Source organism: Nonomuraea sp. NPDC050404, assembly GCF_040655495.1.
GTDB lineage: Bacteria > Actinomycetota > Actinomycetes > Streptosporangiales > Streptosporangiaceae > Nonomuraea.
The window spans coordinates 1-14,032 of sequence record NZ_JBFAKB010000055.1 but is presented as its reverse complement, the minus strand read 5'-3'; the positions used below and the strand labels follow the sequence as shown (position 1 = coordinate 14,032).

Annotated in this window: 5 protein-coding genes and 1 pseudogene; 2 read left to right on the top strand and 4 right to left on the bottom strand. The window is 65.5% G+C overall.

Features of this window, described 5'->3' with window-relative positions; all coding sequences use genetic code 11:
• Window positions 1-22: 22 nt before the first annotated feature.
• From AB0I81_RS62040 to AB0I81_RS62030, 3 genes and pseudogenes are all read right to left on the bottom strand, one after another.
• Complete coding sequence (locus tag AB0I81_RS62040) at window positions 23-1,699, bottom strand: hypothetical protein (RefSeq protein WP_360679703.1); 1,677 nt, start codon at window positions 1,697-1,699, stop codon at window positions 23-25.
• A complete protein-coding gene (locus AB0I81_RS62035; protein WP_360679700.1) occupies window positions 1,647-2,879 on the bottom strand; it encodes a transposase in 1,233 nt (410 codons plus the stop codon). The genes AB0I81_RS62040 and AB0I81_RS62035 overlap by 53 nt, the downstream gene beginning before the upstream one ends.
• 133 nt (window positions 2,880-3,012) lie before the next feature.
• Window positions 3,013-3,237: pseudogene (locus AB0I81_RS62030) on the bottom strand (transposase); the annotation flags it as partial.
• A gap of 526 nt (window positions 3,238-3,763) precedes the next feature.
• On the opposite strand from AB0I81_RS62030, the gene AB0I81_RS62025 reads away from it, so the two are divergent.
• On the top strand, window positions 3,764-10,567 hold the full coding sequence (locus AB0I81_RS62025; RefSeq protein ID WP_360679698.1) for a DNRLRE domain-containing protein: 6,804 nt from the start codon (window positions 3,764-3,766) through the stop codon (window positions 10,565-10,567).
• A 207-nt stretch (window positions 10,568-10,774) separates the two neighbouring features.
• Here the strand turns inward: AB0I81_RS62025 and AB0I81_RS62020 are convergent, their stop codons facing one another.
• Complete coding sequence (locus AB0I81_RS62020) at window positions 10,775-11,362, bottom strand: SMI1/KNR4 family protein (RefSeq protein WP_360679695.1); 588 nt, start codon at window positions 11,360-11,362, stop codon at window positions 10,775-10,777.
• Between the two features lie 1,106 nt (window positions 11,363-12,468).
• Here AB0I81_RS62020 and ltrA point away from each other — a divergent pair.
• On the top strand, window positions 12,469-13,761 hold the full coding sequence (gene ltrA / locus AB0I81_RS62015; RefSeq protein WP_360679785.1) for a group II intron reverse transcriptase/maturase: 1,293 nt from the start codon (window positions 12,469-12,471) through the stop codon (window positions 13,759-13,761).
• Window positions 13,762-14,032 lie beyond the last annotated feature (271 nt).

Sequence of the window (14,032 nt, the reverse complement as noted above, 5' to 3'; positions counted from 1 at the left end):
GTTGCTGCGGCAGTTCCCCTCTTCATGCCTCCGTGTTCTGGGAACGCTCCATGCCTGGTTCGATGCAGGCTGCAGCCCTCTCGCATGCGGCGAGGTGATCGTGTAGAAGTGCATGGCGGAACTGATAGACAGGTCCAACAGCGCGTAGAAGACCCAGTCGGTGAACGTCATCAAGGAAATCCATAAGCCGCCAGGGCAGTTGGCGGGCCAGGACGAGCTTGGCGACCGCGATTGTGTAGGCCCACCACGCATGATGCTTGCCGGCCATGACACCCAACGTGAGTCCGAGCCCCAGCCCGAGAATGGCGAGTTGGGGTTCAAGTGCGAACCCCAGCTCGAACGCACCACTAAGCTCGTGCCCAAAAAGAATCACGGACAAGATCCCGTCGGCTCCTACGTATGCGATTCCAGTGGCCAGCCATCCCACAATCCCACTCGCGATCGCCCTCAGGAGGGCTAGAGTTCTGTCGGCTCGCAAGGTGGAACGAGGAGTACTGCTCGATGTGGGCAGAGGTTTTTCTGCCCATGCGATCAAGCCCAGCGCAACGGTCGCCGGTGCCGCAATCGTGAACCCCAGCAACACAAGTCCTGGTCTATCCATAGACCAGGACATGCTCCCCAGCACGATGATGCAAGGTAGCGGGATAACAACGAATCGGCGTCCTAGAGAGCGGAACAAGAGGGCGAGTCGTCCTCGCATACGGAGGTTGGCATAGCCTGGTTCCTGGCCAGCCCAGAATAGTCCAGCCGCGATTCCGGCCCCTATCCCTCCCATAAGCGCAACCCCAGCGTGGGGAAGGAGGTTCAGCCCGGCTATTACACGGCCGTCCGGTAGCCATAGTGCAAGCCCGACGGCAAGGCCGGCAGCGAGCCCAGCCAAGAGGCGAACGCGAGGAGTGACACATGCGATGTGCCACCAGGTGATGTCTCGGGTCGTTGTGGGTGGGAAGAGACGAGCAAGGAGCACGAGGTAGCGACGAACGACTTCAGGGTCCCAATGACGGCGCGGACGAAAGTGGTCGGCAGGATCGCTGCTCGGCGGGCGGGCGGCGACAACGGCGGGGATGACCCGTTCCAGCAGGTGAGTGCGCAACGTAGTGGCGTCCTTGCCCAGGAAACCGGCCAGCGGGCTTGGGTCGGCGCAGGGAGCCAGATAGACAGTGCGGATAAGCCATAGTCCCAGGGGCGTGCCCACGAAAGCGGCCAAGGCTGGGGCCGTGCCGTTGGCCAGGATATCTAGAACATTGGCCCAGTTCGGGGGCGGAGGGTCGGACAGGCAAGCGCGCAAATATTCGGCTGCCTGTGATGGGGTGAGAGCGGCCGGGACGATGACCGCAGCGCGGATCAGCGGCTGCCCAACCTGGGCGACAGCGGCTTCGAACTCGTGACGCCGACTTGTGAGGATAAGTTGGTCCCGCTCGCCCAGAGACTTGTTGAGGGCGGTGAGAATTCGAACGCGCAAGTCGCGGCTAACTTCATCCAAGCCATCCAGGACAGGCAGAATGTGTCGGCGGTCAACCAGCGCGGTGGCAACGCCGGTGCCGAACTGGACGGCTTTGAGCGCCGGATAGTCCTGTTCAAGGTGGGCGGCCAGCCAGTCCTGCAGTCGAGGATGGGCATTGAGCGACTCTGTCGGGAATCTTGGATCATCCGGTGCCCTTCTGTCCTTGGCGCCACCAGCGTGGGCGTGGAAGGGCATGCGCTTCGAGGTAGCGCTGGAATGCCGTCGGCGGCCGGGGGTGGTGCTCGCCAGGAGGTTCCCGAGCTGCCAACCTTTCGATGTTGATCGCGATGGCAGTGAGCACGTGCTGGAGATGCGTCTTGGCCAGGCCTCGGTAGCGGCACTGCCGGGCCTGGTGGGCGTTGACCGCCTCGTTGATCGTTCCTTCGACACCGGCGCGCGAGGCGTAGGTGCGTTGCCATCGCTCTTGCTGCTGCTGGTCTCTGTTGGCCACCTGCCGCTCGAACAGGTGTTGCGGCAGGAAGGTGAGGGTACGACCGGTGCGAGGCTCCTGGGACCGGGTACATCGATCCCGGTCCAGACAGGGTCCGCAGTAGGCTCGGCTGAACTTCACCACCTGGTAGGGGGCTTGAGCGGGTGGCTCCAGCCAGTTGCTGCTCGCCTTGCCGTTGGGGCAGATGGCCTGACGACGGTCGAAGTCGATGACGAAGTTGTCGATGGAGAACCCGGTGCCGGCGCGATGCTGCCAGGAGGTGTTCTTCTTCACCGGGCCTACCATCGTCACCTGGTAGCTGGTGGCCGCCTGATCCAACAGCGCGGCCGAGACGTACCCGCCGTCGACCATGTGCTGCTCGGGCAGCAGCGCCCTGCGCTGGAGCCGCTGGTAGATGCCGGGCACGGCGGGTTTGTCGCTGGTGGGCAGGTCGGTGGCCACATCGGTGATGAGGTTCACGGATGTGTCTTCCTCCTGGCAGGTCTCGGTGATGTGGAGCAGGTATCCGCTCCAGCGGGTATCGCCCCGGATGGCGAAGCGGGCCTGCAGGTCGTAGGGGGAGATGATGCGCAGCAGCCCGGGCGGGAGCCCGTCGGTGTCGGTGCGCGGCCGGGGACGGCCGGAGCCGTCCAGGAGGAAGTTCTGCAGGAAGATCTGTCGCAGCGCCTCCACGGGCGGCCCGCCATGATCAGCAAGGCGCTGCAGGAGCAGATAGGCGTCGGCTCCGGCCTGCTTGAACCGGGTTTGGGGCCGGGTGGGTTGGCTGCCGAGTTGGACCGGGCGGCCATAGCGCAGCGCCCAGTCCTCGTCGATGAGGCCGTCCAGCAGGTGCTTGGCCTCGCGCGCCATCCACTCCAATACGGCGCGGACCGCCTCGGTGACCAGTTCCAGGCGGGACAGATCGCGTACGGCGGCCCCGTACATAGCTGGAGTCGGTGCGTTGTCTGCCGCGCTCGGTCACCAGACCGAGCGCCTTCATCCGGTCCAGGGCCAGGTCCAGGAGTTGATCGGCGCGGTCTCCGACAAGGATCCGGTCACGAAAGTCGGTCAGCACGCTGTGGTGAAAGCCCGGGTCATCGAGTTCCAGTGCCAGCGCGTACTTGATGTCGATCCGGCATCGCACTGCTTCGGCCATCTGCCGGTCGGACAGGTTGAGCAGGAACTGCAGGACGCTGATCAGCGCTAAGTGCGCAGGTGACAGTCCTGGACGACCGTCTCGTGGGTACCAGGAGGCGAAGTCATCATCGTGCCAGAGGCCATCGAGATGGTCGCGCACCCACATCGCCGTGGTGCCGCTCGGGTTGCTGGCACGGGCTATCTGAGCCGTCAACTCGGGGATCTCCATGGTGGCGCGGGGACGAACCGACACGTAGCACTCCGAAAGGTCAGCGAAGATCAGCCCCGGAGATCATCGCAGGACCGCATCTTGCCCGTGACCATTTCAAGATTCCCGACAGAGTCGCCCATTGGGCCCGCCCAGCGAATCAGCTGTTCACCGGCCAAGGAGCCCGCGCCGTAGTCGATGTGCAGCGCTGCACGTCGACAGCGCTTCTGGAGATACACCAACCCCAGATCAGTGACCACATCGCGCACCCCGCCGGCTGCATGATTCCGATGCTGACGGAACCCGCCTTTCCGTCACTGAAAAGGATCTTTACATAAGATCGCAACTTATGTGATGATCACCCCGTTTCGGCACATCAGTTCGAAAGGCGCGAATGAACCCATCACGAACAGCGTCCGGCTTATCCAGCCGGACGCGCCGCCGCGCTGCCCTGATCGCGGCCCTGACCATGCCGCTCTCCCTCATGAGCGCACCCGCGGTCGCCCAGGGCCCCACACCACCCCCCACCACGAACACGCCACCGCCGAGCGCCCCCGCCACGCCCGCCGGCAAGGCGCTGGCACAGGCCAAGAAGGACAACCGGCGCGTCGAGATCGAGTCGCTGCGCTCGGAAACCACCACCTATTACGCCAACCCCGATGGCAAGACGCTCCGCATGGAGCTGAACCTGGAGCCGGTCCGGGTCAAGAACGGCGATGGCTTCACCCCGATCGATACCACCCTCGTCGAAACCGGCGGCGTCATCAGACCTAAGGCGGTCAAGGGCGACCTGACGCTGTCGGCCGGCGGCGACACCACAGCGATCAAGAGCAAGAGCGCCAAGGCCATCGTCCGCGTCGACGCCGTCGGCAAGCTGCCCAAGCCGACCCTCAAGGGCAACACCGCCACGTACGCATCGGCGTACGGCAAGGGCATCGACCTGATGGTCACCGCCACTCCGACCGGGTTCCGGCAACAGATCGTCATCAAGGAACGCCCGGCCCAGCCAGTCACCTTCCGCATTCCCGTGGACCTACCCAAGGGCCTCTCCTTCGACGAGGACGACAGGGGCCGGCCGACGCTGAAGAGCGAGGACGGCAAGACGTTCCTCGACATCCGGCCGGCGCCGCTGCTGGACGCGATCGCCGCGGACCCCAGCGGCGACCTGGACGCCGCCAAAGTCGGCCGGGCGGCCGTCACCCTGGACGGCTCAGACCTGGTCTACACCCCGGACCAGGCGTTCCTCGCCGACCCGGCGACGGCGTACCCGGTGACCATGGCCGCCGTCGATGACGACTGGTATGAGTGCGGCCTCGACCGGCCCTCCAGCACGTACTGCCCCGACGGAGTGAGCGCGCCTTACGACGGCGAGCCGATGGACACCTTCGTCAACGACGCCGACTACCCCGACAGCTGGTCCAACTTCAACCTCGACCGGATCCTGGTCGGCAAGTCCAACAGCGGCGGGGTGCGCTGGCGCAGCTACATCCAGTTCCCGCTGCCCGCGAAGAGCGACCCGTTCTGGGGCTCGACGATCGAGAACGCGGACCTGACGCTGTGGAACCACTTGTCCAGCGACTGCGGGCTCTACGTCGGATCGGGCGTCACCGCCCGGCGCGTCACCTCCGACTGGGACGAGCTGGAGATGACGTGGTCGAACCAGCCGTCGGTCACCAGCACGGGCGCGAACACCGAGTACGGCGGCTACAACAGCACCAACTGCAGCGGGTCGTTCGACTACGAGTGGGATCTCATCCATTCGGTCAACGGGATCGTGCAGGCCTGGGCGAACGGCGAGCCGAACTACGGCGTCCAGCTCACGGCCGGTAGCGAGTCCGATGTCACCAACTGGCGGCGCTACCGCACCCGAGAGTCCACCTACCCCTCCCCGGCACACGCCCCCAGGCTCAGCGTGGACTTCGAGCCTCCGGTGCCGCCACGCCAGGAAACGGTGGTCACCACCTCACGTGAGCCGCTCACCTCGATTCCTGAATACGAGGAAGCCCTCACCAAATCCGTCTACACGCCGGAACTCGACGAGCCGATCGAGCAGCTGAGCGGTGAGCTGATCGCTGCAAATGAAGATCAGCGTGACAGTGCAGGCACCTTGATCGGAACCGACAAGCTTTCCCCCGCGCTGCCGGATCCCGGCGACAGCGACAACACCACCAATCCAGGCGGTGAGGACACAACACCGCCGCGGGTACGGGCGACAGAGCCGACGAGCGGCGCCACCGACGTATCCCTGGACGCCCATGTCCGGGTGACGTTCTCTGAGGAGATCTTCGACCCAGAGTTCGTGGTGAGAAGCCCGCAGGGTACCCAGATCCAGGGCACTACCATGCTGGACGACACCAAGAAGATCGCGACTTTCACTCCCGCGCAGCCGCTTCACCCCGGCGCAACCTACACGGTTGAGGTCTCAGGAGCGATCGACGTGTGGGAGAACGAGATGGCTCCCTACACCTGGTCCTTCCGCACCATCGATCAGGCAGCCGCGCGTTGGGCGTTTGATGAAGGGGACGGCCGTACCGCTGCCGACTCGTCGGGCAACCATCACGATGCAAGCTTGAACGACACGGCGGAGTGGACCGTCGGCAAGAGCGGGAACGCGATCTCCAACGTGCCGTCGCAGGCGCGGGTCGCCGCCTCCCGGGCGGCGGCCCAGCAGGGCGAAGCGGCCGAGGTCACGGACGAGACGACCGCGACCAGCATCACCTACGCGCAGCCGGACGGCCAGACGTTCAAGACCGAGGTCACGGCCGGTCCGGTACGGGCCAGGCAGGGCGGCGGCTGGGCGCCGATCGACACCACCCTGGCTCAGCAGGACGGCAAGCTGCGGGCCAAGACCCTCGCCGAAGGCGCGGTCGTGGAAATCTCCGCCGGCGGCACGGATCCGTTCGTGAAGATGTCCGCCGACGGCAAGTCCTACGCGCTGCGCTGGCCGACACCGCTGCCCAAGCCAGCGGTCAAGGGCAGTGCGGCCACCTACACCGACGCCGCGGGGGTCGGAGCGGACCTGGTGGTGACGGCGTTGCCGACCGGGTTCCGGCACGAGGTGGTGCTGCGCCAGCGGCCGTCCAAGCCGCTGGAGCTGCGGATCGGCGTCGAAGACGAGGGTCTGACCCTGACCGAGGGCAAGGGCGGCTGGCTGCTGCTGAAGGGCAAGGACAAGAAGCTGGTCGCAGCGGGCACGCGTCCGGTCGTGTCGGACGGCAGCGCCAAGGGCCGACCGGCCAAGCGCGGCTCGGCCGGCGGCGACGTGGTCACCAAGGATGGCCGCACGGAGCTGGTGATCGAGCCGGATCAGAAGTTCCTGGCCGACACCGGCACCACCTACCCGGTCAGTGTGGCAGCGGTGGTCACCCTGCCAACGCTGGCGGATGCGTGGATCTCCGACTACGGCGTCGTGGGATCGAGCACCTACCGCAACAGGACACTGTGGGTGGGCACCTACGACGAAGGCGAGCCGCTGCCGCAGGTGGAGCGCGCCTACATGAAGTTCGACACCGCCGCGCTGAACAGCGTGAATGTCTCAGCGGCCACGCTCAGCGTGCGCACCACCGATGCCAACGGCTGTGGCGACGCCCAGTCCGGCCTCAAGGCCCAGCGGATCACCGCCGCTTGGACCGACACCGCACTGACCTGGGACGCCAAGCCGGGCACCACCACCGCCGGGGAAGCGGTGGCCACCGATCATCCCGGCTGTGCCGTGCCGGGCACGATGAGCTGGAACCTGGCCGCGATGACCCAGGCGTGGGCATCGGGCACCGCCAACCACGGCATCATGCTGCGCGGCGTGGACGAAACCTTCGACGGCGGCCGGCCGCAGTACAACCGGGCTTTCGAGTCCTTCAACGGCACCAACAAGCCCACGCTGAATGTCACCTACACGCTCGGCTCCACGCCCACCGTCGCCGGGCTGCAGCTCAGCCCGGCCACCAGCACGGGCGGGACGGTGACCGCCACCTCGCTCACCCCGCAACTGACCGCCACCGTCGCCGACACCGCAGGCGGAAACCTGACCGGGCAATTCGAGGTTGAGCACGATCCGGCCGCCACTGGGCAGGGCAGCGGCCAGATCTGGACCGGCACCTCATCCGTCGTCGCGTCGGGAAGCCAGGCGATGGCCAGCGTGCCCGCGGGCAAGTTGGTCGACGGCTGGAAGATCCGCTGGCGGGCTCGCGCGGCCAACACCGCCACCTCCTCTACCTCGGCGTGGTCGGACTGGCAGACAGCAATCGTGGACGTGCTCAACCCCACGGTCGGTGCCTTCCAAGTCACCCCCTCCCAGGTGGTGGACGGGCGCATCGTGGCTACCAGTCTGACCCCGGCTCTGCGCGCCAATGTCACCGACCCGGCCGCCCACCCACTGCGAGCCGAGTTCGAACTCGAGCACGACCCGACCGCGACCGGGCAGGGCAACGGCCAGATTTGGTCCGGTGTCGTGGACAACGTCACCTCCGGCACCCAAGCCTCGGCGACCGTCCCCGACGGGAAACTGAGCGACGGGTGGAAGGTACGCTGGCGCGTCCGGGCGATCAACATGGCCACCACGGTCGGCTCGCCCTGGTCCGACTGGCAGGTCCTGAACGTCGACGTACCGGACCCGGTCTCCGAACCGGCCGTCGGCGCACTCCAGATCACCCCGTCACAGCAGGTGGACGGCACCACCGTCACCCCCACACTCACTCCGACGCTGCTGGCCCAGGTGATCGACCCGGCCGGGAAACCGCTCCGGGCCGAGGCCGAGATCGAACACGACCCGGCCGCACCCACTGGGCAGGGCAGTGGCCAGATCTGGACCGGCAGCGCCGACAACGTGCCGGCCGGCACCCAGGCGAGCCTCGCCGTCCCGGCGAACACGCTCACGGACAGATGGATGCTGCGCTGGCGGGGCCGCGCGGTCTCGGCCACCGCCACCTCGGCCTGGTCGGACTGGCAGTTCTTCACTGTCAGCCTGCCCAAGCCCACCGCCACCGGCCTGACCATCACCCCGTCCAAGGTGGTGGACGGCGTGACGGTGACAGACACGCTCACCCCTGCGCTGCAGGCCACCCTCACCTACCCAACCGGCCAGGCGCTGCGCGCCGAGGCCGAGATCGAGCACGACCCGGCCGCCACCGGCCAGGGCAGCGGCCAGATCTGGACCGGCGCCGTGGACAATGTCGCCTCCGGCAGCCAAGCTTCCGTCGCCGTCCCCGGCGGCAAGCTGGCCGACGGATGGAAGGTGCGTTGGCGGCTGCGCGCGGTCGCCGGTGACGTCTCCTCGGCCTGGTCGGACTGGCAGCAGGTCACCGTCGACATCGTCCAGTCGGGCGAGGAGCCCCTGGCCGCAACGGCCGGCCCGGTGATCCGCACCGACCAGAGCTTCACCGCCGCCGCCTGGCTGCGCTGGAGCGACAAGGACGGTGACTACACAGTTCTCGAACAGAAGGGCGCCCACCAGGCGCCGTTCAAGCTCGGCAACACCGCCGAGCATGGTCTGGTGTTCGCCTTCACCGGCGCCGACGCCACCAATGCGACGGTCGAGGGTGTCCTGTCCGGAGTCGAGCCGCCGGTCGACGCGTGGTTCCACCTGGCCGGCGTGTACGACGCGGCCACCCGGACGGCCACCTTGTACCTGAACGGGGTACAGGCCGGAACAGCGCAGTTGTCCTTCCCTTCCTGGAACGTTCAGGCGCCGCTATGGATCGGGGCGGCGATGGCAGGAAGCCTCGATGAGGTCCAAATTTACCAACGCCCGTTCAGCGCCGATGAGATCGCCAGTGTGATGGCACCGGGATTGGTGCCTGTGGTTGCGCCTGCCCTGCAGAGGACCGCGGCTACCCAGGCCACGGCTGCGACCGGCGGCTTTGATTACGAGCGGATCAATCTGCAAACATGCCAGGTCAGCGGAAGCGAAACCGGGCATGGCGAGTACGATGCCCGAATCCGTGAGCTGCCGTACAACTCCTGCTGGTCCTCCTACCTCCAAGTGAACGACTACATAGAGGACGAGTCGAGCGGCAGATTGATCAAAGCCGGCTGTAAGAGCGCGTTCAAGAAGAATCCGATCCTCAATTGGGCCTGCAAGCAGATGGCTGAGCCGTTCGATGAAGACCTCGCCCTCCGCTTCCGGGCCACGGTGGTCATCCACAGCTATCTCGGAAACGCAACCGGGACCGGCGTGGTGAGCGGAGCCGGAACCGGCATCAAGCCGACGGACATGAAGATGTTCATCCAGCTCGATGATTTCGCGCTCATCGGTGAAGACGGGCAGGTGATCAAACCTGGAAACCAGCTCAATGACCTGCCCATCACAACGAGACTATATATTCCGGATCCTCCTCTCACAGACGAGGGCTGCACCACCGGCGACGGCGAGAAGAAGAAGGACATCTCTACCTGGCAATCCAGCCCGTTCGATATCTTCAACATTCGAACGAACATTGATGATCCGGGCGTGGTCACCTGCGCGTTCCATCCCGAGGTCGTGTTCTACACCGAATCCGGGTCCGAGTGGTTGCGTCTGCCCCTCTTCAGCCAGAAGGTCATTGACGTCAGGGGCGAGTGGGTCGGCGTCGCACGCGAGGGTAACGGTGTGCCCGCGGGCTGGAAGCGGTGGATGCCCCACTTCCGCTGCGACAGCCTCGCGTTCGGCGCGGGCGACCCGCAGGTCGAGGATCGCGTCGGCGGCTGTATCAACACCAGGTCGAAACGCGTATTCGTTATGTCCACGAAGAGCGGCACGGAGTTTCCAGAGGTGGCCCTGCACATCAAGGATGCTCTCAACCCCGCGACGAACAAGAGTACTTATCCGCCTAAACGCCCAGGGGAGTTCGTGGTCCCGAATCCGCCGAAGAAGGCCATCCTCGGCACTGAGCAGCCCAAGCGCATCCCCGGGAACTGGGCGGCTCCTGTCGGGAGCGATGCGGGCGAACCGCTGCACAGGACCACCAGCGATGAAAAGAATGCAGAAAATCGGCTCGTCTTCTCAAGACGCGCATTCGTTGCCGATCGCGGCAACGAGAAGGACTATCAATGGCCGGACGACCCGTCCAGCAACTACTGCAAGTACTATCAATGGGAGGAGAAGTACACTGCCCCCGGGGCCAGGTGGAAGGATCTGAACTGCGACGAGTATCCATTCGCGGCCACCTTGGAGGGAGCCGCGAGCACTGAGTGGGACTTCTCGATTCGGGCGCTCAACGCAAAGCAAAACCGAGATCAGGGCAATGCCCTGAAAAGATTCTACGCCGAATTCCGAGTCGGCAATGAGAACTCTTTCTGGGTGATGATCGAGTAGTTATCGGCGCGACGCTTGGGTGCCGAGTCCGAGATCAGTCTCGACCCGGCACTCAAGCGCGGCCAAAGTCGGCAAGCTGCGCTCCAGGCTCCTACGGCCCACGACGGCCGCCGATCGACTCCCTGCCCATCCCCTCTACGTGATGCCCTGACCCACCATCGACCAGCACACTGACGACTACATCTCCCGGCCCCGACTTGGCACGATCTAGCGCACCCCATCGGGGCCGACTTTGAGCTGCTCCGCTATCAGGTCCCAGAAACACGTGTAACGCCTGGCGCCGGCCAGCCATGGCGCGAGATACCAGGCTTCCCACTCACCTTCAGGAGTTTTGACGTGGGGGTTGAGGAGAACGACTCCATCGTCCCAATACCCGGCCAGAAGGGTGTCGGATACATACTCCCCTCTCATGTCGCCGGAGACCTGCTCGCGTCCGTAGACGAAGTAGAGCTCGTCGGGCACGCTCCATGAGTTCTCGGGCTTGGGTTCCGACCAGCTCTCGGCGATCGAGGGGTCGACATCACGAAGCCAGCCGATTTCCTCGACACGCAGCAGACAGCAGTCATCGTCGTTGCCCCACCCGTTGGCGAACAGGAGAAACTGCCGGTAACTCGCCGGCAGCTCCATGCCCAATCGCTCTTCGAGCCGGCGGACCTCTGCCTCGGCAGCCGGGGGATGCAGATCGCTGTCAGTATTCGATGCTGGGCGATCAGGGCCTTCGGCCGCCGGACGCCTTCCAGGAAAGCGTTCAGACCATGCGTATTGGGCACTCATGGTGAAGAAGATACCCGTCACGAGTGGCTTTCTGCGCTTGCAGCACACAGAGGCCTCGAAGGTCTGGAGTCTCGCAGGACCCGGGTGCATGGCCTCTGTGATCTTCCGCGATGCTATGGACCGCCGTCCACATCGGTCCAAGGGCATGCTGCAACTCAAGGGCTGCCTCCACCTTGACCTGCCGCCGGGTCAGTTCTCGTCCCTGCCGGAGGGCCTCGTCGATCTGTCGCGAGGTGACCTTGTAAAGGCCTCTGGTCTGGAACCACGCTCCAAAAGCTGTGAAGGCACCTCCCACGAATGCTCCTAAGAGCCGCCAGCAGCGTAGACCAGAAATCGGACACGCCCGGATGATGTCACAAGGGAAGTCATCCGTGGAGCTCCGTGTTCAGGACGTTAGTCACCCAGCAATCACAAAGGCCGCTCCCGATCTCTTCGGAAGTTAGCCTCGATTCTTCGTGCGCCCAGCAGGACGGAGGTGAAGCCGTGACGTAGCGGCTGATCGTCTGTTTGTAAGCTCGTCGTCGCTTGCCGGTGGAAGTCCGGTCCGGGTAGCTGCCAGGAGGCCCGGTAGCAGGCTGGCGGCTTCGTCTGGAAACGGGCGGGGTCGAAGCCCAGCGTCAAAGGCCCTGATGGGGGAGCAACGATGCGGTCCGTAGCATGAAGCGAAGCCTGCGGCGTCGTTAGAGGTCCCGGCCATTGGTCGGGGACAGGGAGAGCCGAGCCCCCGAATCCAGGGCGAAGGCCACGGACGCGGTGAAGTGCCTGGAAACGCAGCCGTCAAGGACTCCCCGGCGTATGGGGCGCGGAACGTATCGATAGTGGCGGCGGGAACTGGGGAGGCCCTCCCCGGCCCGGCAACCTGCGGAGATGGGTGTTGCCGGAGCGTGGCGTCCTATAACCGGTCAACGCCGGGAAATGGAATGCCGGCCGGGTGGGCGTCGGAGGCGGCCATAGTACTGCTGGAGCCGACCGGACAACATAACCGGCGGTGAGGGAAGGGCCGCTGCTTCGTCGATGCGCAGCGACTGTTGAGGAGGGGCCCGGTGAGTGCCGGTCAGGCTAGTCCCGCCGCTTCGGGATCGCGGGAACCACGGGTTCCGCGTGATCCGGTCCGTGCCTTGCAGCATGTGCTCTACCGGGCGGCCAAGGCCGATCCCGGGCGTCGATTCCATGCGCTGTATGACAAGGTCTGCCGCAGAGAGGTGCTGCAGCGCGGGTGGGTTGCGGTGCGCGCCAACAACGGCGCACCCGGTATCGACAAGACCACCCTGGCCCAGGTCGAGGAGTACGGGGTTGCCCGGCTGCTCGACGAATTGGCCGGTGAACTGCGGGAGGGGCGCTATCGGCCGCTTCCGGCGCGGCGGGTCATGATCCCCAAGCCGGGCACGGTCGAGCAGCGGCCGTTGTCGATTCCTGCCGTTCGTGACCGGGTTGTGCAGGCTGCGCTGAAGGTCGTGTTCGAACCGGTCTTCGAGGCGGACATGCTGGGCTGCTCGTTCGGATTCCGTCCGAGACGCTCGGCGCACGATGCCTTGCAGGTGCTCATCGATGAGTGTCATCGCGGGCGCCGGTGGGTGGTGGAGACGGATATCGCCAACTGCTTTTCGGCGATTCCGCATGAGAAGTTGATACGAGCGGTTGAGGAACGCGTCTGTGACCAGTCCGTCCTCAAGCTCCTGCGCGTGATCTTACGTGCCGGGGTGATGGAGGAGGGGCAGGTCCGTCGGCCGGTCACCGGAACCCCGCAAGGCGGCGTGATTTCACCCGTCTTATGCAACGTCTACCTGCACCGATTTGATCGGGCGTGGGATGACGGCGATGGCGTTCTGGTGCGCTATGCCGACGATGTGACGGTGATGTGCTGGTCGCGCAGCCAGGCCGAACGCGCGCTCGCGCGGTTGACCGAACTGCTGGCCGATCTCGGCCTGGAGCCGAAGGCAGCCAAGACCCGGATTGTCCATCTGGAAGTCGGTGGAGAGGGGCTGGACTTTCTCGGCTTTCACCATCGGCTGGTGCGCAGCCCGGGCCTGGACGGCAAACGGCCTGTCACCTTCCTCGCCCGCTGGCCCGCTGACCGGGCCATGCAGCACGCCCGTGATCGGATCCGGCAGTTGACGCTCCGGTCCCGGCTGCTGCTGCGCCCGGAAGTGATCGTGGAGGATATCAACCGGTTCCTGCGCGGCTGGGCCGCCTATTTCCGGTTCGGTAACTCCTCCCGGCACTTCAACAAGATCAGGAGCTATGCGCGGATGCGGATGGCGTTGGTGCTTCACAAGCGTCATCGCCGTTCACGCGGATTCGGCTGGTCGGTTGTGGCCTTCCAGTCTCCGGATCAACTTGGCCTGGTCACGTTGTCGGGAATCGTCGTCGCACCCAGGCCCTTCCGGGACTGGCGGGGGATGCCGAATGCCAGGCGGTGAACGACGTCGGTGAGCCGTGTGCCGGAGAACGGCATGCACGGTTCGACGGGCGGGAGCTGGAAACGGAGCAGCCTGGCCACGGTCATCGGGGAAAGCACAGCCGACCGGGAAACCGGCGGAACAAAGGCCCCGAGCCCTACCGCCACACGCCGCCACCGCGCCAGCTCCCGACCCTACAGTGGGCTGGATTGTGTGAGCAGCTCCGCGGTTCGCCCGTATTGTCCCCGGTACGGTTGGGGCGGGCCATCGCATGACGCTGCGGAGACGCCGG